Annotated in this window: 23 protein-coding genes; 19 read left to right on the forward strand and 4 right to left on the reverse strand. The window is 34.0% G+C overall.

Annotation, left to right across the window (positions count from 1 at the left end):
• Nucleotides 1-17 precede the first annotated feature (17 nt).
• The 19 genes from N5D46_RS09940 to N5D46_RS10030 all read left to right on the forward strand — a co-directional run bounded on the left by N5D46_RS09940 (nt 18) and on the right by N5D46_RS10030 (nt 18,777).
• Entirely contained in the window at nt 18-590 is a 573-nt protein-coding gene (locus N5D46_RS09940) for an NADH-quinone oxidoreductase subunit B (protein ID WP_038333376.1), read from the forward strand.
• 9 nt (nt 591-599) lie between these two features.
• Complete coding sequence (locus N5D46_RS09945; protein ID WP_038333373.1) at nt 600-1,139, forward strand: NADH-quinone oxidoreductase subunit C; 540 nt, start codon at nt 600-602, stop codon at nt 1,137-1,139.
• A 2-nt stretch (nt 1,140-1,141) separates the two neighbouring features.
• Nucleotides 1,142-2,383: an NADH-quinone oxidoreductase subunit D gene (locus tag N5D46_RS09950; protein WP_038333370.1), complete on the forward strand. Its 1,242-nt coding sequence runs from the start codon at nt 1,142-1,144 to the stop codon at nt 2,381-2,383.
• A 15-nt stretch (nt 2,384-2,398) separates the two neighbouring features.
• Nucleotides 2,399-2,890, forward strand: coding sequence for an NAD(P)H-dependent oxidoreductase subunit E (locus N5D46_RS09955; protein WP_115002287.1), 492 nt, complete (start codon nt 2,399-2,401; stop codon nt 2,888-2,890).
• Nucleotides 2,890-4,248, forward strand: a complete 1,359-nt coding sequence (gene nuoF / locus N5D46_RS09960; protein WP_115002289.1) for an NADH-quinone oxidoreductase subunit NuoF — start codon at nt 2,890-2,892, stop codon at nt 4,246-4,248. Before N5D46_RS09955 ends, nuoF begins: the two co-directional genes overlap by 1 nt.
• A 7-nt stretch (nt 4,249-4,255) precedes the next feature.
• The gene (locus N5D46_RS09965) at nt 4,256-5,338 is read left to right on the forward strand and encodes a 2Fe-2S iron-sulfur cluster-binding protein (protein ID WP_115002357.1); all 1,083 of its coding nucleotides are present in this window, start codon (nt 4,256-4,258) and stop codon (nt 5,336-5,338) included.
• Between the two features lie 24 nt (nt 5,339-5,362).
• Nucleotides 5,363-6,412 (forward strand): NADH-quinone oxidoreductase subunit NuoH, encoded by a 1,050-nt coding sequence (nuoH, locus tag N5D46_RS09970; protein WP_038333358.1) that lies wholly within the window; start codon nt 5,363-5,365, stop codon nt 6,410-6,412.
• Nucleotides 6,413-6,434: 22 nt separating this feature from the next.
• On the forward strand, nt 6,435-6,935 hold the full coding sequence (gene nuoI, locus N5D46_RS09975) for an NADH-quinone oxidoreductase subunit NuoI (RefSeq protein ID WP_038333352.1): 501 nt from the start codon (nt 6,435-6,437) through the stop codon (nt 6,933-6,935).
• A complete protein-coding gene (locus tag N5D46_RS09980; protein ID WP_038333350.1) occupies nt 6,935-7,453 on the forward strand; it encodes an NADH-quinone oxidoreductase subunit J in 519 nt (172 codons plus the stop codon). Before nuoI ends, N5D46_RS09980 begins: the two co-directional genes overlap by 1 nt.
• Nucleotides 7,454-7,469: 16 nt before the next feature.
• Nucleotides 7,470-7,796: an NADH-quinone oxidoreductase subunit NuoK gene (gene nuoK / locus N5D46_RS09985; protein WP_219034517.1), complete on the forward strand. Its 327-nt coding sequence runs from the start codon at nt 7,470-7,472 to the stop codon at nt 7,794-7,796.
• A gap of 2 nt (nt 7,797-7,798) precedes the next feature.
• Nucleotides 7,799-9,691, forward strand: coding sequence for an NADH-quinone oxidoreductase subunit L (gene nuoL / locus N5D46_RS09990; RefSeq protein ID WP_125348901.1), 1,893 nt, complete (start codon nt 7,799-7,801; stop codon nt 9,689-9,691).
• A gap of 7 nt (nt 9,692-9,698) precedes the next feature.
• Nucleotides 9,699-11,117: an NADH-quinone oxidoreductase subunit M gene (locus N5D46_RS09995; protein ID WP_125348902.1), complete on the forward strand. Its 1,419-nt coding sequence runs from the start codon at nt 9,699-9,701 to the stop codon at nt 11,115-11,117.
• Between the two features lie 20 nt (nt 11,118-11,137).
• Nucleotides 11,138-12,526 carry an NADH-quinone oxidoreductase subunit N gene (locus N5D46_RS10000; RefSeq protein ID WP_125348903.1) on the forward strand — a complete coding sequence of 463 codons (1,389 nt, stop codon included), beginning with the start codon at nt 11,138-11,140 and terminating at the stop codon, nt 12,524-12,526.
• A 590-nt stretch (nt 12,527-13,116) separates the two neighbouring features.
• Entirely contained in the window at nt 13,117-14,970 is a 1,854-nt protein-coding gene (locus N5D46_RS10005; protein WP_280049873.1) for a M1 family metallopeptidase, read from the forward strand.
• Nucleotides 14,970-15,743 carry a type III pantothenate kinase gene (locus N5D46_RS10010; protein WP_181816351.1) on the forward strand — a complete coding sequence of 258 codons (774 nt, stop codon included), beginning with the start codon at nt 14,970-14,972 and terminating at the stop codon, nt 15,741-15,743. The genes N5D46_RS10005 and N5D46_RS10010 overlap by 1 nt, the downstream gene beginning before the upstream one ends.
• A 144-nt stretch (nt 15,744-15,887) precedes the next feature.
• The gene (locus N5D46_RS10015; RefSeq protein ID WP_125348907.1) at nt 15,888-16,463 is read left to right on the forward strand and encodes an RNA polymerase sigma factor; all 576 of its coding nucleotides are present in this window, start codon (nt 15,888-15,890) and stop codon (nt 16,461-16,463) included.
• On the forward strand, nt 16,447-17,106 hold the full coding sequence (locus N5D46_RS10020) for a hypothetical protein (protein ID WP_125348908.1): 660 nt from the start codon (nt 16,447-16,449) through the stop codon (nt 17,104-17,106). Before N5D46_RS10015 ends, N5D46_RS10020 begins: the two co-directional genes overlap by 17 nt.
• A 29-nt stretch (nt 17,107-17,135) precedes the next feature.
• Nucleotides 17,136-18,176 (forward strand): PorT family protein, encoded by a 1,041-nt coding sequence (locus tag N5D46_RS10025; protein WP_280049874.1) that lies wholly within the window; start codon nt 17,136-17,138, stop codon nt 18,174-18,176.
• 298 nt (nt 18,177-18,474) lie between these two features.
• A complete protein-coding gene (locus tag N5D46_RS10030; RefSeq protein WP_280049875.1) occupies nt 18,475-18,777 on the forward strand; it encodes a hypothetical protein in 303 nt (100 codons plus the stop codon).
• A gap of 34 nt (nt 18,778-18,811) precedes the next feature.
• On the opposite strand, the gene N5D46_RS10035 is transcribed toward N5D46_RS10030, so the two are convergent.
• The 4 genes from N5D46_RS10035 to N5D46_RS10050 are packed head-to-tail and all read right to left on the reverse strand — an operon-like array spanning nt 18,812 to nt 21,392.
• Nucleotides 18,812-19,099: a hypothetical protein gene (locus N5D46_RS10035; protein WP_038333316.1), complete on the reverse strand. Its 288-nt coding sequence runs from the start codon at nt 19,097-19,099 to the stop codon at nt 18,812-18,814.
• A complete protein-coding gene (locus N5D46_RS10040) occupies nt 19,100-19,597 on the reverse strand; it encodes a YkgJ family cysteine cluster protein (protein WP_171623750.1) in 498 nt (165 codons plus the stop codon).
• Complete coding sequence (locus tag N5D46_RS10045; protein WP_280036262.1) at nt 19,579-20,010, reverse strand: pyrimidine dimer DNA glycosylase/endonuclease V; 432 nt, start codon at nt 20,008-20,010, stop codon at nt 19,579-19,581. The genes N5D46_RS10040 and N5D46_RS10045 overlap by 19 nt, the downstream gene beginning before the upstream one ends.
• 8 nt (nt 20,011-20,018) lie before the next feature.
• A complete protein-coding gene (locus N5D46_RS10050; protein WP_280049876.1) occupies nt 20,019-21,392 on the reverse strand; it encodes a hydroxymethylglutaryl-CoA reductase, degradative in 1,374 nt (457 codons plus the stop codon).
• Between the last annotated feature and the right edge of the window lie 117 nt (nt 21,393-21,509).

The following is a 21,509-nucleotide window of genomic DNA, read 5'->3' on the forward strand; positions in this document are numbered from 1 at the left end:
TCTAAAATAATAGTATAATGATTCATAATAAAAGACCAGTAACACACAATACCAATGTGAAGATTGTAGAGTCTCCAGGAGGTTTTGAAGGTGAAGGTTTTATGGCGATGCAACTATCAAAAGTAGTTGGATTAGCGCGTAAAAACTCTATTTGGCCTTTACCATTTGCGACAAGTTGTTGCGGAATCGAGTTTATGGCGACTATGGGTTCGACATACGATTTGGCACGTTTTGGATCTGAGCGTTTGGCTTTTACGCCTCGTCAGTGCGATTTGTTGATGGTAATGGGTACAATTTCTAAAAAAATGGCACCAGTTCTGAAGCAAGTTTACATCCAAATGGCAGAACCTCGTTGGGTGATTGCTGTTGGCGCTTGTGCAAGTTCGGGAGGAATTTTTGATACATATTCGGTCTTACAAGGAATTGATGAAGTAATTCCAGTAGACGTATATGTGCCAGGTTGTCCGCCTCGTCCAGAAGCAATTATCGATGGTGTAATGCGTATTCAGGAGTTGGTAGAGAGCGAAAGTGTTCGTCGCAGAAGTAGCGAAGAATATCAACAACTTTTAGCAAGTTATGGAATTAAATAAGTTGAAATAATGGACAATTCATTTATAAAAGACCGTTTGGTTCAGAAGTTTCAAGAAAATATATACGGATACGAAGAGCATTTCGGTGTATTGACTTTATACGCTAACAAAGATTTCAATCTAAAGATTTTACAATATTTATATGATGATGAGCAATTATCTTTCAAATTTTTGAAGGATTTAACTGCTATTCATTATCCTAATAATGTTGGAGAAGAATTGGTTGTAACCTATTTAGTTTATAATCTATATGAAGGAGTTGAGGTTCGATTAAAATTTGCTTTACCAATCGAAAAACCTTCGATTTTTACCGCAACTAAATTATTCGAAACAGCTAACTGGTTAGAGCGCGAGGCGTATGATTTCTATGGAGTTGATTTTGTAGGACATCCAAATTTAATTCGTGTCATGAATGTTCCAGAAATGGATTATCATCCGTTACGCAAAGAGTTCCCATTAGAGGATCAAACACGTAAAGACAAAGACGACGATATGTTTGGTCGTGGTGGAGATTTTAATTACGGAGGTTTTAATGTAAAAGCAAATTAACCATGGGAAAAGAGAAAACTAAAAAATTAAAGCATCTTGATCTTCCAGATGGTTCGTTAGAAAAAAGCACAATTACCTTAAACTTAGGACCTACGCATCCTGCAACACATGGGGTATTTCAAAATATTTTAGAGATTGATGGTGAAATCATCAAATCTGCGGTTCCTACAGTTGGGTATATTCACCGTGCTTTTGAGAAAATTGCTGAACGCAAACCTTTGTACCAAATTACACCTTTAACAGACCGATTGAACTATTGTTCGGCGCCGTTAAATAACTTAGGTTGGCACATGACAGTTGAGAAATTCGTTGGAATTGAAGTTCCAAAACGTGTTTCTTATTTGCGTGTTATCATTATGGAATTGGCTCGTATGGCAGATCATATTGTATGTAACTCGATTATGGGTGTTGATACAGGAGCATTTACAGGATTCCTTTATATGATGAAATACCGCGAGTTGATTTATGAGATTTACGAAGAAATTTGTGGTTCTCGTTTAACAACAAATATTGGTCGTATCGGTGGTTTCGAACGTGATTTTTCTGAAGTTGCTTGGACAAAAATCCATCGTTTCGTGAGAGAGTTTCCAGATGTCTTAACAGAGTTTGAAAACTTATTTTTACGTAACCGTATTTTTATGGATCGTACGCAAGGAGTAGGAGGAATTTCGGCTGAACGTGCATTAAATTATGGTTTCACAGGACCAAATTTACGTGCGGCTGGTGTAGATTATGATGTTCGTGTAGCGAAACCATATTCTCGTTACGAAGAATTCGAATTCGATATTCCAGTTGGTACAACGGGAGATTGTTACGATAGATTCTTAGTTCGTGGTCAAGAAATGTGGCAAAGTTTAAGTATCATTAAACAAGCAATTGCAAAAATTGATGCATTAGAAGGAGAAGAAGCAACGCAATATCATGCTGATGCTCCAGACTTTTATTTACCACTAAAGAAAGATGTTTACACAAAAATGGAAGCGTTAATCTATCACTTCAAAATTATTATGGGAGAGGTAGATATGCCAAAAGGAGAAATTTATAATTCAATCGAAGCTGCAAATGGTGAGTTGGGTTATTATTTCGTTTCTGATGGTGGACGTTCGCCATACCGTTTACATTTCCGTAGACCTTGTTTCATTTATTATCAAGCTTATCCAGAATTGATTGAAGGATCAATGATTTCAGATGCCATTATCACAATGAGTAGTTTGAATTTGATTGCTGGAGAATTAGATGCTTAATAAAAATTATTAAAAATGGCAATTCAATTTTCAGAAGAAACACAACAAAAAGTAGATAAAATCATTGCACGTTATCCATCGGATAAAAAACAAAGTGCATTGATTCCTTTACTTCATGTCGCACAAGCTGAGTTTGGTGGTTGGTTAGACACTCCTCATTTAGATTATGTTGCAGAAGTATTAGAAATTTTACCAGTAGAAGTTTACGAAGTAGCTTCATTTTATTCGATGTTTAACTTAAATCCTGTAGGGAAATTTGTGTTAGAAGTTTGTCAAACAGGACCTTGTATGTTAAGAGGTTCAGACAAAATTATTGAACACATCAAAACAAAATTAAATATTGAAGCTGGTGGAACTTCGGCAGATGGTTTATTTACATTAAAACCAGCCGAATGTTTAGGAGCATGTGGTTACGCGCCAATGCTACAGTTAGGAAAAACGTATCGTGAGAATTTAACGATCGAGAAAGTAGACGAATTAATCGAGGAATTGAAAAAATTAGCATAATGGGACAAAAATTACTGTTAAAAAATATTGATGTTCCAGGAATTCGTCAGTATCAAGCTTACCGCGAAAACGGTGGTTATGCAAATGCTGAAAAAGCATTTAAAATGACAACTGATGAAATCTTAGAAGAAGTAAAAACTTCTGGTTTAAGAGGTCGTGGTGGAGCAGGTTTCCCAACTGGAATGAAATGGAGCTTTTTGGCAAAGCCAGAAGGTGTTCCAAGGCACTTAGTGGTAAATGCAGATGAATCTGAACCAGGAACGTTCAAAGACCGTTTCTTGATGGAATATATTCCTCATTTATTAATTGAAGGAGTTTTGATTTCATCATTCTGTTTAGGATCTAATACATCATTTATTTATATCCGTGGAGAATATGCGTGGGTTGCAGAAATTTTAGAAGAAGCAATCGACGAAGCAAAAGCTGCAGGTTGGTTAGGTAAAAACATTCAAGGAACAGGTTTCGATTGCGAAATTTATGTTCAACGTGGAGGTGGAGCTTATATCTGTGGAGAGGAAACGGCATTGTTAGAATCGTTAGAGGGTAAACGTGGAAATCCACGTCTAAAACCACCTTTCCCAGCTGTTAAAGGTTTATGGGGAAGACCAACGGTTGTAAACAATGTAGAAACAATTGCAGCTATTGTTCCAATTATTGAGATTGGAGGAGAAGCATATTCTAAAATTGGAGTTGGACGTTCAACAGGAACAAAATTAATTTCAGCTTGTGGTAATATTAATAAACCAGGCGTTTATGAAATTGATATGACAATTACGGTTGAAGAATTTATTTATTCAGACGAATATTGTGGAGGTATTCCAAATGGAAAACGCCTTAAAGCATGTATTCCTGGAGGAAGTTCTGTGCCAATTGTTCCAGCAAACTTATTGTTAAAAACTGCAGAAGGTAAACCTCGTTACATGAATTACGAAAGTTTATCAGAAGGAGGTTTCCAAACAGGAACAATGATGGGTTCCGGAGGATTTATTGTTTTAGATGAAGATCAAGATGTTGTTTACCACACGTATACATTAGCTCGTTTCTATCGTCACGAATCGTGTGGACAATGTTCACCTTGTCGTGAAGGAACAGGTTGGATGGAAAAAATCTTGAAACGAATCGATGAAGGAAAAGGAAAAATGTCTGACATCGAATTGTTATGGGATGTTCAACGTAAAATCGAAGGAAATACAATTTGTCCATTAGGAGATGCAGCGGCTTGGCCAGTAGCAGCGGCAATTCGTCACTTCCGTGATGAGTTTGAATGGCATATTAATAATCCGGAAGAATGTTTGATGCGTAATTTTGGTTTAGCACATTATGCTGATCCAATCGAAATTAAAGAAACCGCAAATTAATACGAAGATGGCAGAAGAAACACCATTATTTAAAGTTACCATCGATAACGAAACGATTGAAGTACCTGCGGGAACAACGATCCTTCAAGCCGCTCGTATGGTTGGTAAAGAAGTAGCACCTCCAGCGATGTGTTACTACGGTAAATTAGAAAATACAGGAGGAAACTGTAGAACATGTTTGGTAGAAGTATCAAAAGGAAGTGAAGCAGATCCTCGTCCAATGCCAAAATTGGTTCCGTCTTGTCGTACAACAGTTATGGACGGAATGGTTGTAGGCAATAAAACGTCTGAGCGTACAGTTGAGGCACGTAAAGGTATTGTTGAATTATTATTAATCAACCATCCTTTAGATTGTCCAGTATGTGATCAAGCAGGAGAATGTAAATTACAAGATTTAAGTTACGAGCACGGAGCAGAAGCAACACGTTACGAATTTGATCGTCGTACATTCCCAAAAGAAGATTTAGGTCCAAATATTCAGTTGAACATGAACCGATGCATTTTATGTTATCGTTGTGTAAAAACTGCGGATCAAATCACAGGTTGTCGTGAGCATGGTGTAATGAATCGTGGAGATCACGCAGAAATTTCAACTCATATCAACAAAAGTTTAGATAACGAATTCATCGGAAATATTATTGATGTTTGTCCAGTTGGAGCTCTAACAGATAAAACGTTCCGTTTCAAAAATCGTGTTTGGTTCTTGAAACCAGTTGATGCACATCGCGATTGTCCGACTTGTTCTGGTAAAGCACAAGTGTGGTTCCGTGGAAACGAAGTTTTCCGTGTAACAGCTCGCAAAGATGAATTTAACGAAGTAAAAGATTGGATTTGTAACACATGTCGTTTCGATAAAAAAGATATCAACGATTGGACGTTAGAAAAACCATCAGAAATTTCTAAAGATTCTGTTGTTCGTCAAGGTCATTACTTTGAGAATAAAGTGGAGCCAAAAGAAACACTTCCGAAAGTAATCAAACGCGATCCAAAGATTTTATTAGATATTCACTCGGTTTCAGAAGTAAATGAACCAAATCGTGATTTATCTAAAATTGATGGACCAGCAACAAGTAAAGATTTTAAAGATTAATCATTCGTAAATAAAATTAACAAAATGACAGAAGAATTTATTGCTGATGCATTAGAAAAGTTAGCTTTAGTAGGCGTAATGATTGGTTTTGCATTAGTTGTTGCCATGTACTCTACTTGGGCTGAGCGTAAAGTTGCAGCATTCTTACAAGATCGTATCGGACCAAACCGTGCAGGTATTTTTGGTTTATTACAACCGCTTGCCGATGGTTTAAAATTATTCTCGAAAGAGGAAATTACACCAAAAGATTCGAATAAATTTTTATTCATCTTAGGTCCATCTTTGGCAATGATTGTAGCTTGTATGACAGGTGCAGTTATTCCATGGTCGACAGCTTTCGAGATTGGAGATCGTGTAGTTGTTCCTCAAATTGCAGATGTTAACATCGGATTTTTATACATTTTAGGTGTATTAAGTTTAGGTGTTTATGGAATTATGATTGGTGCTTGGGCATCGAACAACAAATACTCTTTAATGGGAGGTTTGCGTGCAGCTTCGCAGATTATTTCGTACGAATTACCGATGGGAATAGTGTTAATCACAATTTTGATGATGACAGGTTCTTTAAAATTGAGTGATATTGTACATTATCAACAAGAGCATGCGTGGTTTATCTTATTACAACCATTAGGATTTATTATTTTCTTGGTTTGTTCGTTCGCAGAAACTAACCGTACTCCGTTCGATTTACCAGAAGCAGAAAATGAGTTAATTGGAGGTTATCACTCAGAATATTCTTCGATGAAGATGGGATTCTTCTTATTCGCAGAATACATCAACATGTTTATCAGTTCTGTAGTAATTTCTACCTTATATTTTGGTGGATACGATATCCCATTTGTAGACGATGCAACATTAGTAAACTCTATCGGAGTGAATGGAACGGCAATTCTTAATTTCCTTTCATTATTCGGTAAAGCTTGTTTCTTCATCTTCTTCTATATGTGGGTGCGTTGGACGATTCCTCGTTTCAGATATGACCAATTAATGGATTTAGGTTGGAAAAAATTATTGCCTTTAGCATTAATCAATATGTTAATTACAGGCTTAGTGATTTTATTATTAAACAAGTAGAATCATCAAAATCATTAAAAGTATGAAACCAATTACAAATAGAGTAAAACAAGTAGAACGTAAACCCCTTACTTTTTGGGAAAGTATCTATTTGATTTCTATCGCAAAAGGGTTGATGATTACATTGAAGCACTTCTTTTCGAAGAAAGCAACAATTAGTTATCCAGAAAAACAAAGACCGTTTAGTCCTGTATTTAGAGGATTACACGTTTTGAATAGAGATGAAGAAGATCGCGAAAATTGTACGGCTTGTGGACTTTGTGCTTTGGCTTGTCCAGCAGAAGCGATTACAATGGAAGCAGCAGAAAGACTTCCTGGTGAAGAAAATCTTTACCGCGAAGAAAAATATGCAGCGAAATATGAAATTAACATGTTACGTTGTATTTTCTGTGGATTCTGTGAAGAAGCTTGTCCAAAAGATGCTGTTTATTTATCGCAAACAGTTCCACCAGCAAGTTTCAAACGTCAAAACTTTATCTATTCGAAAGAAGATTTATTAATCCCGAAAAAAGCTACAAATTAATGGAATTACCTATCATTTTATTCTATGTTTTGTCGAGCTTAACGGTGTTAAGTGCGCTACTAATGGTGTTCAGTAAAAATCCTGTACATTCCATTTTATATTTAATCGTAACATTCTTCTGCATCAGCGGACATTATGTATTGCTAAACGCACAGTTTTTGGCAATTGTAAATGTCATTGTCTATGCCGGAGCAATTATGGTATTGTTCTTATTCGTGGTGATGTTGATGAACTTGAATAGTGAAAAGAAATCATTTGGTCGACCAGCAAAAATATTAGCAGCGAGTTTAATCTCTTTGTTATTTGTTGCCTTGACAATTGGTATTTTCTCACAAAATCAAGCTTCTGCAAACACAGCTGTAGAAATGGGAACAGGTGATTTAGGATTGATTCACAACTTAGGATCATTGTTATATTCAGAATATGTTTTACCATTCGAGTTGAGCAGTATTTTGTTTATTTCTGCAATGATTGGAGCGGTGATGTTATCGAAAAAGGACGAAGAATTATTGGATTAAATATAAAAAGTAAAAGATGTTACCAATCAGTTATTATATTACTTTATCATTAATCCTATTCGGAATAGGAATGGCAGGTGTTATGCTACGTCGTAACGCAATTGTCATTTTTATGTGTATAGAATTGATGTTAAATTCTGTGAATTTGTTGTTAGTAGCGTTCTCAAAAATGCACTATCATGCAAATCCAGCATTAGAAAAAGGAACAGATGCACAACTTTTAGTATTCTTTATTATGGTTGTAGCCGCGGCTGAGGTTGCTGTAGGATTATCAGTGATAATTTTATTGTTCCGCAAAGTATACTCGGTAGATATTAATGTGTTAAATCGTTTAAAAGGTTAAGAATGGAGCAGTATATATGGTTAATTCCTTTGATTCCATTCATAGGATTTTTGATTAACGGTTTAGGACGAAATGTACTTTCAAAAAGCTTAGTTACTTTCATCGGAAGTGGAGCAGTTTTAGCAAGTTTCATTTTATCAATCATGGTTTTTATGTCAGTTCCATCAGGAGCAGATGCACAACCATTAATTTTTAAGGCATTTGATATTATCAATATTCCAACTTTACAAGTTCCGTTTGCATTTCAAATTGATGCATTAACGAGTTTGTTCTTGTTAATTATTACAGGAGTTGGATTTTTAATTCACGTGTACAGCTCGGCTTACATGAGCGAAGACAAAGGATTTGCAAAATTCTTTTCTTACCTAAATTTATTCATCTTCTTCATGTTGATTCTTGTGATGGGAAACAATTTCGTAATGATGTTTATTGGATGGGAAGGAGTTGGACTTTGTTCATTCTTATTAATTGGTTTTTGGTTTACAAATCCAGAATATATCAAAGCAGCAAAGAAAGCTTTCATCATGAACCGTATTGGAGATGTTGGATTCTTATTGGCAATGTTTTGGATTTTCAAAGAATTTGGAACGTTAGAATATGTAAAAGTATTCAGCCAATTAGCAATTGATCCATCTGCATTTACAGGTTTTGTATTAACAGGAATCACATTATTGTTATTCTTAGCAGCAACAGGTAAATCGGCTCAATTACCATTATTTACTTGGTTACCAGACGCGATGGCAGGACCAACGCCAGTTTCAGCACTTATTCACGCTGCAACAATGGTAACGGCAGGTATCTTTATGATTACACGTTGCAACGAATTATTTTCGGCAGCGCCAATCACATTACAAGTTATTCAGTACGTAGGAATTGCAACAGCTTTTGTTACTGCAACGATTGCAATGCGTCAAAACGATATCAAAAAAGTATTGGCTTATTCTACAGTTTCTCAATTAGGATTAATGTTCGCAGCAATTGGATCTGGAGCGTATATCGCAGCAGTTTTCCACGTAATGACGCATGCATTTTTCAAAGCATTATTATTCTTAGGGGCAGGTTCTGTAATTCACGGAATGCACCACGAGCAAGATATGCGCAAAATGGGAGGTTTGAGCAAATACATGAAAATTACACATATCACTTTCTTGATTGGATGTTTGGCAATCGCTGGTATTCCAGGTTTATCAGGTTTCTTCTCGAAAGACGAAATGTTATTAGGAATGTTTGTTTCTAATCCAGTTGTTTACGGAATCGGATTTATCGTTTCTGTGATGACAGCATTCTATATGTTCCGTTTATATGCAATGACTTTCTTAGGAGATTTAAGAGATAAAGAAGCTCATCCGCATGAAAGTCCAGCTGCAATGACAATTCCATTAATCATCTTAGCAGTTCTTTCTGTTTTTGCAGGTTATATCGGAATTCCAGCGTTGTTTATGCAAGACGGACATAAACTTCAAACTTTCTTAAGTGGAGTTGTATCAATCGGAGAAGCTCATCATGTTTCTCATGCAACAGAATGGATGATGATGGGAGCTTTATTACTTTGTGTACTTGGTGCAATTTATTATGCAATCAAGAAATACACAAACCATGTAGATGGTGAAGCAACAGGAATTGCAAAATTCTTTGAAGACAAATGGTACATCGACGAGTTATATGACAATGCAATTGTAAAACCATTGTTCGAGTTGGGTGATGTCTTGAAAAAATATGTAGAAAAAGCAGGAATTGCAGCTTTTGTTTTAGGAGTTGGAACTGTTTCTGGTCGCGCATCAAAAAATGTACGTCAGCTACAAAACGGAAATGTAGGATTCTATATTATGCTAATGGTTGTAGGAATCGTGGCAGGTATCGCAATCTTTTTTATGGGGTATTTAATTTCAAAATAGGTTAGTAATGCTTTTATCTTTATTTATCATTTTACCATTAATAGTAGGAGTTTTTATGCTATTAATGCAAGGTCAAAAACCACAAAGATGGTTAGGAGCATTCGTTGGTGGAGCGTTGTTGGCGTTGTACTTGTTTATCACTTGCAAAGGTGGAAACAACGAGTTAACGTTTCAAACACAATGGTTCAATTTCAACAGCGTTAAAACTTATTTCGCGTTAAATGCTCAAGGTTTGGGAGGATTAATGATTCTATTAACTAACCTTACTTACTTAGCTCTTTTTGTTTATTTATCAACAACAAAACAAAAATATAGCAATACATTCTATGGATTATTGTTAATCACTTTAGCAGGATTAAACGGAGTTTTCTTAGCAGAAGATTTAATTTTATTCTATTTCTTCTGGGAAGTTGTCTTAATTCCAGTTTATTTCTTAATCGGATTATTTGGAATTGGAAAAGACAAAATTCGCGCAAATATGACATTCTTCTTATATACGATTTTAGGATCGATGTTTATGTTAGGAGGAATTATTTACATCGGATTTTTCTTACAACCAGCATCATTTTTATTAACAGATGTTGTACAAGTTACAGGACCGCATTATTCAACAAACACAGCGTTGGCATTGTTATTCTTAATCGCTTTTGTGATTAAAATTCCAATCTTTCCATTTCATACATGGCAACCAACAATCTATAAAACATCACCAACTCCATTAACAGTTGTACTTTCAGCTTTGATGGCGAAAATGGGATTATTTGCAGTGGTTACTTGGTATTTGGGAATGTTTCCAACGATTTCAGAATTGTTCAAATACATTACTTATTTAGCAATTTTCGGATTAGTTTATGCCTCGTTAATAGCTTTGAGTGCAAAAAATGTGAAGAAAATTATTGCATATAGCTCGATTGCTCACTTAGCTTTAATTTTTGTGTCATTATTTTCTGAATTAGCAAATGGTGTAGCAGGAGCTTATTTCCAAATGTTTTCACATGGTTTAGTTGTTTTAGGATTATGGTTATGTGTAGATATTATGGAAAGAAAATATGATTTGACAGACATCAAATCGATTGGTGGTTTAGCAAAAGTTGATCCAACATTATCTATCTTATTCATGATATTCGGTTTAGCAAACGTAGCATTACCATTGACAAGCTCATTCATCGGAGAGTTTATGATGCTTTCTGCATTATTTACACACAATCCAGTTTTATGTGTAGTAGCTTGTTTAGGTGTTATTTTATCTGCCGTTTATACGTTGAGATTATCAAGCGCATTATTGTTTGGAGAAGTGAAAAACATCAAACAAAAAGATGCTCAAAAAGGAGGTTTTGGACCAATTGCAGTTATTTCTGTAATCGCAATCATCGTGATTATTTTAGGAGTTTATCCAACACCAATTTTTAATTTATTAGCACATTAATCATTTTTGAATAAATAGATATGAATACGATTATTTTATCAGCACTTTCAGGTATTATTTTGATGTTTAGTGGATTCTACATCAAAAATAATCGTGCCTTAAATATACTTTCTGTTGTTCTGTTTTTCGGAATGATTGTAGGAGGAATTTTCGACTTGAAAGGTTGCTCAATGTTCGCAGGAAAATTCGATAATATGATTGGACAATCGCTTTACGGCGTTTCGTTCTTTATCGCATTGGCAGGATTGGCAATTTTTTACTTATTGTTGAACAAAGATTCGTTTGGAAAAGTAGGAAAACATGTGGCAGAATATTATGCCTTAATTTTCTTCTCTTTTACAGGAATCGCAGTTTTAGCACAATTCCACAACTTAGTAATTATGTTCTTAGGAATCGAATTAATGTCAATTCCAATGTACATTATTGCAGGAACAAACAAAGAAAGTCTTAGAAGTACAGAAGCTTCTGTAAAATATTTCTTGATGGGAGCTTTCTCAACAGGAATTTTGATGTTAGGTGTAACATTTTTGTACGGCGCAACAGGAACTTTTATGGTTGATCAATTGGTAAACTATAACAAAGATTTCGAAACAATTTATTACGCAGGATGGTGTTTAATCATCTTCGCATTTTGTTTCAAAGTTTCTGCAGCACCGTTCCACGCATGGACACCAGACGTTTACGACGGAACACCAACTGTGTTTACATCGTTTATGTCGACAATCATCAAAGGAGGATCATTTTTAGGATTTATTTTAGTCCTAAAATCATTCCCAACAAATGTAGAATATGCCGAATATTACCGTTTATTATTCGCGTCAATCATCATTTTGACGTTATTTATCGGAAACTTCGGAGCAGTTTCTCAAAAATCTGTCAAACGTTTGATGGCTTATTCATCAATCGCGCAAGCAGGTTTCATGTTATTTGTTTTGTTCAATATCAATTCAGCTTCTAAAGAGGCTTTGATGTTCTATACGATTGCTTATTCAGTTGCGAACTTCATTATTTTCTATGCGATTGATCAATTCAAAAATCCAAAATTTGAGAGTTTCATTGGTTTAGGAAAAGCAAATCCAGTTTTAGCAGCAGCGATGACAATTTCATTAATTTCATTAGCAGGTATTCCATTAACAGGAGGTTTCTTTGCGAAATTTATGGCGTTGAGTATTGGAGGAACAAACGATAAAAACCTATTTTTGATTGTAATTGCATTGGTTATGGCAGTTTTGAGTATGTATTATTACTTCAAAATCATCAACTACATGTATTTCAAAAAAGGGAAAAACAAAGTAAAAACACAAGATGGATTAACGAATTTCCTTTTAATTATCGGAATGGTAATCTTAATTGTGATGGGAATTTTTCCAGGAATATTATCATCATTTTTACAAACGCCAATGTGGTAATTGTAGAATGATTATTATATAGTTTTTTATTATTTATTATTTAAAAGCTCGTGTCAAGTACTTGACACGAGCTTTTTTTTGGTTATATTTTCGTCAAAAAAAGATACAACACACTCTATATAGGAATAAATATTTCACCTCTCAAGAGATGTTAGGGAAATGTAAAGCCAATCCACTAAATTATATCCAAATTTTAAAAAGGCTTTTGATTTGCAGACGAGTGTAAAAAAGTTGAAAATCATGGTTAGAATGTTTTACTGTTTGCGTAGCAAATGATTTAAAACATTCAATGACTAAAACTATTTTGACCGTCGAAAATCACAGCCTTGATGTTTTGTAACTTTTGCATCAAGGTAAAAGTTAAATAAAATCAATCTACAACCATATCTTTTTTGTTTACTTTTTTTTGACAAAAACAAGTAACAGAAAATCCCCTCTCAAGAGGAATTAGAGGAATATAAATACCAACTTATAAAAACAAAAATGAAAAATAATTAAAAAAAACTCAATAAAATCATCACCCCCCAACCTTCACCTTAATCTCAATCTTTTTTGTATTTTTGAAGTTAAAGTTTAATGATTAGTTAGAAATGAGAAAATTCACTTTACTAATCTGCTTATGTTTGGTTCAATTAGCTTTTGCACAACGTAAAGGATATTGGCAACAAAAGGTAGATTATAAAATAGATGTTGATATGAAAGAAAAATCATATCAATACGATGGAAAAATGCAATTGAAATACACCAACAATTCAGGTCAAAGCCTGAATAAAGTTTATTTTCATTTATATTTTAATGCTTTTCAACCAGGAAGTATGATGGATAATCGTTTACAAAACATTCCAGATCCTGATAAAAGAATGGCAACAAATATCGGAACAAAAGAAAATCCTAAATATGTTAGCCGTATTTCTGAATTAAAACCAGATCAAATTGGTTATCAAAAAGTAACATCTCTTAAACAAGATGGTAAAGCCGTTTCATATAAAGTAGACGGAACAATCTTAGAAGTTACATTAGCAAAACCAATTGCAGAAGGACAAACTTCTACTTTCGATATGGTTTGGAATGCACAAGTTCCCGAACAAATTCGTCGTTCTGGACGTAATTCGAAAGATGGTGTAGAATTTTCTATGGCACAATGGTATCCTAAAATGGCAGAATTCGATCCAGAAGGATGGCATTTAGATGAATACATTGGTCGCGAATTTTTTGCGCCTTTTGGTAATTTTGATGTCACAATTAACATCGATAAAGATTATGTAATCGGAGCTTCAGGAGAATTACAAGACCCTAATAGTGTAAAAGGTTATGTAAAAAATCCAACAATCAAAACAAAGAATGGAAAAGTAGCTTGGAATTTCAAAGCTGAAAATATTCACGATTTTGTTTGGGCTGCGGATAAAGAATTTATTGTGGAGCACGAAAAATCTAAACATGGCGTAGATGTTTATTTAGTTTACCAAGATAATGATAAATCTTCTGCATGGAAACAAGCAATGCCTTACGCATTAGGTTTCTTCGATTATAATTCTGAACACTTTGGCGAATATCCTTGGAAAACATATTCAATTATTCAAGGTGGTGACGGTGGTATGGAATATGGTACTGCAACTTTAATTGCTGGAGGAAGTAATTTAAATAGCTTAATCGGAACTATTTTCCACGAAGCAGCTCACTCTTGGTACCAACAATTATTTGGTATCAATGAAACATACAACGAGTGGTTCGACGAAGGTTTTACATCATATGTAGAGCAAATGGCGCACCTTAATGTTGTAGATAAATTAAAAGTAATGCCTTCAAATCCAAATCCAGATGCCTACAAAGGATATATTAATTTAGCACTTTCTGGTAAAGAAGAACCTGCAAGTTTATTAGCAGACTATTATAATACAAATTATGCATACTCTTTAGAAGCGTATTACAAAGGTCAAGTTTTAGCAATTCAATTGGGATATATTATTGGAAATGATAATTTAAACAAAACATTCCTAGAATTCTATAAACAATGGAAATTCAAACATCCATCAGGGAATGATTTCAAACGTGTAGCAGAAGAAGTTTCTGGAATTAATCTTAAATGGTATTTTAATTTATTCTTGAACACAACACGCAAAATTGATTACGCTGTAGAAGCTGTAAACGGAAACACAATCACAATTGCAAACAAATCAGATTTTGCAATGCCTATTGATTTATTGGTAGAATATACAGATGGTTCAAAAGAATTATTCTACATTCCTTTACGTGAAATGCGTGGAGAAAAACCAACAGAAAACTTAGTAGAATATCAAGGTGCAAAAAGAACTATTTTAGAAGATTGGTTCTGGACAAAACCTACCTATGATGTTAAAGTTTCGAAAGAAGTTAAACAAGTTACCATCGATCCAACAAAACGTTTGGCAGATGTAAACGATAAAAATAACGTATTTACAAAATAATGTTATTAGCAGTAAATATTGGAAATACTAATCTTCGTTTCGCAGTTTTCAAAAGTGAAACGGAGATTATTACATGGACAATCAATTCAAAACCTTATCGTACCGAATACGAGTTTTTTGCAAAATTCTCGAACATGTACGAGCCTTTCGGAATTTCGAAAAATGATATTACAGATATTGTGATAGGTTCGGTTGTACCACCACTTACAGCAAGCGTTAAGATTGCGTTACAAAAGATTCACAAGTTCAAACCAATGGTTGTAGATCGTAATACGCCATCAGCAATCAAGCATAAGTCAAACCAAATGGGAACAGATTTATATGCGAATGCAGTAGCTGCACATTATCAAAATTATCAAGGCAAAAAAATTGTCATTGATTTTGGAACTGCGCTAACTTTCTTAGGCATCGACGAATCGGCAAGTGTTGGTGGAGTAGTAATTGCTCCTGGAATTATTACTGCCTTAAATTCGTTGGTGGGAGAAACAGCTCAATTACCAACAGTCGAACTGAAAGCACCTAAAACTGTTTTAGGATCAGATACAGAATCTTGCATGCAATCAGGAATGGTTTATGGTTTTTTGAGTATGGTTGAAGGAATGATTGATCGTATCAATGCCGAAGAAGGAGAACAATGTTATGTGATTTCGACAGGAGGAGTTGGCGGTGTTTACAAATCGTTGACAGATAAAATTGATATTGATGATCGTTTACACACAATAAAAGGTCTTAAAATATTATACGAATTGAATAAAGATTCGTTTCAGAAATAATTTATTTTTGATAAATATGATTAAAAAGCTCGCTAATTGCGAGCTTTTTTCGTTCTATATCAAATCATTTCAAAAAAAATGTTTAATTTTCTGTAACCTTTTTACAAACCTTGAGTCTATTAAGTAAGAAAGCAATTAACACACGTGAAATTATTTGTACTAAATCGAAAAAGTAAAGAAGAAATTTTAGTCGAACGACTAAAAAAGAACGATGCTTTGGCGCAAAAAGAACTCTACGAACAAAACTCCAAAAAGATGCTGAGCGTTTGTAGAAGTTACATCGAAGACATGCATTATGCAGAAGATTGTATGATTAACGGTTTTTGTAAAGTCTTTAATCATATCGAGAAATTTCAAAATAAAGGAAGTTTCGAAGGTTGGATGCGTCGAATTATGGTCAACGAATGTTTAACTTTTTTACGTGCAAATAAAACATTGATTTATGTTGATGATGTAAGAGTTTCTAATTATGATGAAGCGGATGAAGAAGTAGAGGAAGCGTGGTTAAATTTTAATGTGCAAGACGTGTTAGATCAACTTTCAGAACCTTATCGATTGGTGTTTAATCTTCATATTCTCGAAGATTATTCGCATCAAGAAATTGCAGAAATGCTGAATATTTCGGTATCGACCAGCAAAACGCAATTGTTTCGAGCAAAGGCAAAACTGAAAGAAATTGTTCTAAGTAAAAAGAAAATGACAAATGAAAAACAACGATAAAATATCAAACTATATAAAAGACGATTTAGAAAATCGTGAATTGAATCCTTCTCATGATGCGTGGGACAGAATTCAAGCTCGTATGGATGTCGCTCCATCACCACAAAAATCAAACTATAAATGGTGGTTGTCTGCTGCGGTTGTGGCGTTGTTTACAGTTACTACGTCGGTTTATTTATTCTCGAATCAATCTAAAAATGATCAACCAAAAGAATTTGTAAATCATCAAGAAAAAAGTAATTCTGAAAAAGTTCAATTAGATTCGAATACAATTCACTCTTCAGAATCTATTTTAGCGAATAATGAAAAGATTGATTCTTCTAAAGAAATTGAAGCCCAACCACAAGAAGAGAAGAAACCGATTCAACATGGTAAAGTTCAGGTTGCAATAAATGAAGAATCTCAACAAGTTGAAATGGCTTTTCCAACGAAGAAAGAAGCTATTGCAGAGAAGAAAGAAGAGTTAAAATCAGAAGCTCAACCAAAGAAAAATATTGCAGCTAACACAACATTAGATTCTGTAAAAGTGAACAAAAAGAAGAAGAATTTTGTAGATCCAAATATGTTGTTGTATTCGATCGAAAATAAAGAAAATCTAAAGGAGTCAAACCAATCGCGCGTGGTTTCTATCGGCTTCAAATAAAACATTAATATCCCTAAATTAGCAAGATTATGATAAAAAAACTTATCGTAGCAGGATTATTATGCTTATCAGCTACATCACTATATGCTCAAAAATTTACATTTGATTTGAATGATAAAAATGACGAAAAAATCAGTCCAATTGTAAAAGATCGCATTAGCGAATTTACGTTAGTGATTCGTCAAATTGTGCAGGAAGAAAAATCTGCAATGGAAAAGAAAATTGCGGCAGTTGACAAAGAATTAGCAGAAGGAAAACTGAATGCTTCTGAGGCTACAGCGAAGAAAGAAGCGATTGCAAATGTGTATTCGGGAACGATAAATGATCGTATTCAGGAAGTGAATTTTAACTTAGATGATATCATCAAACAACAAGTTGCATTTTCGATTATGAATGGCGAAGATCCAATTACGCCAAAAACAAAACAAGATGTGACGAAACGTTACCGAATTGCGAATCAAATTAACGGTTATGCTTCTTTTGGATACATGGCGTTTACAGGTAAAAAAGACGAAGAATTGAACAAACACGAAAAGTTTTCAAGTAATATTACGGCAGGTTTAATGTACGAAAGACAATTATCCTTAACGAGTCCAGTTAACTTTTTAGCAGGAGCACTATTCTCTTGGAGAACTTACAGAATTGACGATGATATGCGTTTTAATCGTGATGAAAATGGAGATGTTGGTTTAATAAAACATGACAAATCGTTAGACAAATCGAAGTTGCGCTCGGCTTATTTTATGGTTCCAGTTGGATTTAAATACAACTTTTCGAAAGTCAAAAATATTACCGAAGATTTTGCATATCGTCCGCAAGGAAAACACTATATCGCAGCGTATATGTATGGAGGAACGTTGTTATCATCGAATAATATTTACAAAGGAGATGGTGTTCGCAACAAAGAACGTGGAAATTATAATGTGAATAATTTTATCTACGGTGCTGAAATAACAATTGGTTTAGGATTGATTGATGTCTTTGTAAGAAAAGATTTGAACAATTATTTTAAAGATAACACATTTGATAATCGTAAAATGATTCAGTTTGGCATAAATCTTGGAATATAAGAAATATCTCAATCATAGTTTTAGTATTGAAATTTTATAACATAACATTTTTAAAATATAATGAACCTCAGATTTATCTGAGGTTTTTTATTTGTAGAAAAATTTTCTAAATCTGTTCAAAAAATTGTAAATTAGTACAAATCCAAGCAGATGGTAAAATCTAAACTTAGTTGGCAAACACTTCTTCTCGTCATCATTTTTCTATTATTAATGATGATTAACTTTACGTTTGTCAAAGCTTTTTGGTTTGGAGGAAATTTTTGGATAGACGAACCTTTTTTTGCGCATTGGCGTTTTCATGATTTCTTTACTTGCATCGATGTCAATTTTATACGATTTAACGTTTAATTTGACCTTATTTACACTAAAAGAAGAAACGTTCGAAATCAGAACAATTTTCAAAAAAGATGAAATTCCATATCGAGCAATTTATTATTTGTACGAAGAAGAAGACATTTTTCGCTTGAATCGCAATCAAATTCTAACTATTCAAACCAAAAAATCAAAGTTCAGATTACGAAGTTTTTTTGATTCAAATTATGATCAAGTAAAAACTAAACTAACCGAAAAAGCAGAACAATACGTTAATTTATTAGCTTAATGATATTAAAAAAACGTCGCTCATAGACGACGTTTTAATTATTACTATTATTTTTTAAGTAAATCAAAATGTTTTGAATCAGCACTAAAATTGCAACCGATGTAAAAAACATAAAGCCAACATAAATGGCAACTTGCTTGTCTTGACCAATTTTTATGAAGATAAAATAAGCCAAAAGTGTTCCCATGATTTGCATCAAAACAGCGCGCCAAGCCACTTTTTTTACAACAGCAGCATCTTTGGTTCTAAATCCAGCAATTCCTTGATAAATTGTCGGAAATATCAACATAATAAATGCGATTATTTTTAGAGGTGTTTCCATTTATACTTTTATTTCTTTCTGCATTTGTTCCACAACTTCGTAAGTTGCAGGACAAATTAGCGTGTTTTTTATGGTAAGATGATTAATCTGGTAAAATTTCTTACGATCTGTATGCGGATATTCACGACAAGCTTTCGGGCGATCTTCATAAACCAAACAATAATTTTCACTATCCAAAAAAGGACAAGGAACTTGCTGCAAAACATAGTCGTTGTCTTCATCAATTCGCAAATATTTATCAATAAATTGACTTGGTTTAATGCGAAAAACATGCGCTAAACGCTCAATATCTTTTTGTGTAAAAAGTGGACCAGTTGTTTTGCAACAATTCGCGCAAGAAAGACAATCAATACGATTGAAAACATCTTCGTGGATTTCTTCCATTTTCTGATCCAAGTTTTTAGGTGGTTTCTTTTTCAACTTCTCCAAAAACTTTTTATGTTCACGTTGTTTTTCTTTTGCTTTCGCAAAATATTCTTCTAAGAAATGATCTCCCATTTTTCTATTTCTCCTTCTTTTACTTCGAAAATCTCTGCGCAATCAACCATTTTGAGGTTTTCAAATTGTTTGAATCGCTCAGGATCTCTTTGTTCTAACTTCTTTAATAAATGGTTGAATTCATATTGCATTTGACCTGTTGTAACCTCAATTTTAATCTTTGTAAAATCAAAATCAATTTTATTTCGGTCAAAATTATATCCTCGTCTTGTGGCTTCGTCCCAAACTTCTGCTAAATATTGATTAATCGCTTCAAGCGGTTTTTCAATTGATTTGAAACGAATTAATTGCGGATGATTTTTATAACCTTTTGTATTGCCTTCCAAAACATTTTTTGCCAAAAGCGATTCGCGCCAAAGTGCTACAATTCCTTTTGCATCGAGATATTTCGGATGAACAGACCAAATTCGCATTTGTTAGATTACTTCTCTTTTTTGATCTCTTCTACATTTTTTACACCACGTAATCTGCAAAACTCTTCGATAACATTGTGATGAGAAACCGTTTTATCTTTAAAATAATTGACAAAATATTTCTTTTCTTCTTCAGTTGCTTCTAACTGATTCAAGATATTCATTAAGTGCATTTTCATGTGACCTTTCTGAATTCCAGTTGTAACCAAAGAACGTAATGCACCAAAGTTTTGCGCTAAACCTGCAACAGCAACAAATCCCATCAATTCTTTAGCATTCGGTTTCCCAAGAATTCCCATTGCTAATTTTACTAACGGATGCAAAGCTGTCAATCCACCAATTGTACCAAGCGCAGTTGGTAAATCAATCCAAAAACGGAAAATACCATCTTTCACTTCGCAATGTGTTAATGAAGAATACTGCCCATCTTTCGCCGCATATGTATGCGCACAAGCTTCTACAGCACGGAAATCGTTACCTGTTGCAATCACAACCGCATCAATTCCGTTCATAATTCCTTTGTTATGTGTTGTTGCACGATATGGTTCTATTTCTGCAATGCGAACAGCGCGCGAAAACTTTTCTACAAACTCTTCTGACGTTACATTTCCTTCTGCCAATTGCTCAACAGGACAAGAAACCTCTGCACGAACAATACAATCTGGCGTATAATTCGATAAAATACACATCACGATTTGAACTGAATCTTTTTCATCATCTGTAAAAGTAGAATCAGCTTCTATCTCGTTGCGTAATGTTTTGGCAAATTGCTCTAAACAAGAATTGATAAAGTTTGCACCCATCGAATCCATTGTTTCGAAAGACGCTTTTATTTGATAATAGTTTTCTAAATCGGCAGTTTTATCAATTAATTCCAAAGCTAAAATACCACCACCACGCGCACGCATGTTTTTTGTGATATCATTTGTCGTTTCGATTAATTGATTTTTAATCGTTGTTTCAAATGCATTTTGTAACTTTTCTTTGTCGCCTTCGTACATAAAATGAACGTGACCCAATTTTGTTGTGGATAAAATTGTTGTTTTGAAACCACCACGTGTTTGCCAAAACTTCGCAGCTTTAGAAGCCGCAGCAACAACAGACGACTCTTCAACAGCCATTGGAATGGCATATAATTCGTCGTTGATTAAAAAGTTTGGTGCTAAACCAAACGGCATATAGAAATTAGAAACTGTATTTTCTGAAAACTCGTCGTGCAGTTTTTGTAAATCTGCATCATCATTCCAATATTGTTTCATGATTTGAATTGCTTTTTCATCGCCATTCAAATATTCATTGACAACCCATTCAATTTTTCCTTCTTTCGATAATTTCGAAAAACCTTCTACTGCTTGATGCTTCATATTGGATATTTTTTTTATAAGACAAAAGTACAAACGTTTTGAATGTTATAAGATACTTCTTCTGTTTTTTGATTAATTTTTAACGATTTAGTAGAGTAGAGGATTTGGTTAAACACAATAAATATAGAATTAGTT

The sequence above is a fragment of the Empedobacter sp. GD03865 genome (assembly GCF_029840775.1).
GTDB classification, from domain to species: domain Bacteria; phylum Bacteroidota; class Bacteroidia; order Flavobacteriales; family Weeksellaceae; genus Empedobacter; species Empedobacter falsenii_B.

Coding starts and splice junctions, on each gene's coding strand:
- N5D46_RS09940 (WP_038333376.1), top strand. CDS start 18: ATGATTCATAATAAAAGACCAGTAACACACAATACCAATGTGAAGATT.
- N5D46_RS09945 (WP_038333373.1), top strand. CDS start 600: ATGGACAATTCATTTATAAAAGACCGTTTGGTTCAGAAGTTTCAAGAA.
- N5D46_RS09950 (WP_038333370.1), top strand. CDS start 1,142: ATGGGAAAAGAGAAAACTAAAAAATTAAAGCATCTTGATCTTCCAGAT.
- N5D46_RS09955 (WP_115002287.1), top strand. CDS start 2,399: ATGGCAATTCAATTTTCAGAAGAAACACAACAAAAAGTAGATAAAATC.
- nuoF (WP_115002289.1), top strand. CDS start 2,890: ATGGGACAAAAATTACTGTTAAAAAATATTGATGTTCCAGGAATTCGT.
- N5D46_RS09965 (WP_115002357.1), top strand. CDS start 4,256: ATGGCAGAAGAAACACCATTATTTAAAGTTACCATCGATAACGAAACG.
- nuoH (WP_038333358.1), top strand. CDS start 5,363: ATGACAGAAGAATTTATTGCTGATGCATTAGAAAAGTTAGCTTTAGTA.
- nuoI (WP_038333352.1), top strand. CDS start 6,435: ATGAAACCAATTACAAATAGAGTAAAACAAGTAGAACGTAAACCCCTT.
- N5D46_RS09980 (WP_038333350.1), top strand. CDS start 6,935: ATGGAATTACCTATCATTTTATTCTATGTTTTGTCGAGCTTAACGGTG.
- nuoK (WP_219034517.1), top strand. CDS start 7,470: ATGTTACCAATCAGTTATTATATTACTTTATCATTAATCCTATTCGGA.
- nuoL (WP_125348901.1), top strand. CDS start 7,799: ATGGAGCAGTATATATGGTTAATTCCTTTGATTCCATTCATAGGATTT.
- N5D46_RS09995 (WP_125348902.1), top strand. CDS start 9,699: ATGCTTTTATCTTTATTTATCATTTTACCATTAATAGTAGGAGTTTTT.
- N5D46_RS10000 (WP_125348903.1), top strand. CDS start 11,138: ATGAATACGATTATTTTATCAGCACTTTCAGGTATTATTTTGATGTTT.
- N5D46_RS10005 (WP_280049873.1), top strand. CDS start 13,117: ATGAGAAAATTCACTTTACTAATCTGCTTATGTTTGGTTCAATTAGCT.
- N5D46_RS10010 (WP_181816351.1), top strand. CDS start 14,970: ATGTTATTAGCAGTAAATATTGGAAATACTAATCTTCGTTTCGCAGTT.
- N5D46_RS10020 (WP_125348908.1), top strand. CDS start 16,447: ATGAAAAACAACGATAAAATATCAAACTATATAAAAGACGATTTAGAA.
- N5D46_RS10025 (WP_280049874.1), top strand. CDS start 17,136: ATGATAAAAAAACTTATCGTAGCAGGATTATTATGCTTATCAGCTACA.
- N5D46_RS10030 (WP_280049875.1), top strand. CDS start 18,475: ATGATTTCTTTACTTGCATCGATGTCAATTTTATACGATTTAACGTTT.
- N5D46_RS10035 (WP_038333316.1), bottom strand. CDS start 19,099: ATGGAAACACCTCTAAAAATAATCGCATTTATTATGTTGATATTTCCG.
- N5D46_RS10040 (WP_171623750.1), bottom strand. CDS start 19,597: ATGGGAGATCATTTCTTAGAAGAATATTTTGCGAAAGCAAAAGAAAAA.
- N5D46_RS10045 (WP_280036262.1), bottom strand. CDS start 20,010: ATGCGAATTTGGTCTGTTCATCCGAAATATCTCGATGCAAAAGGAATT.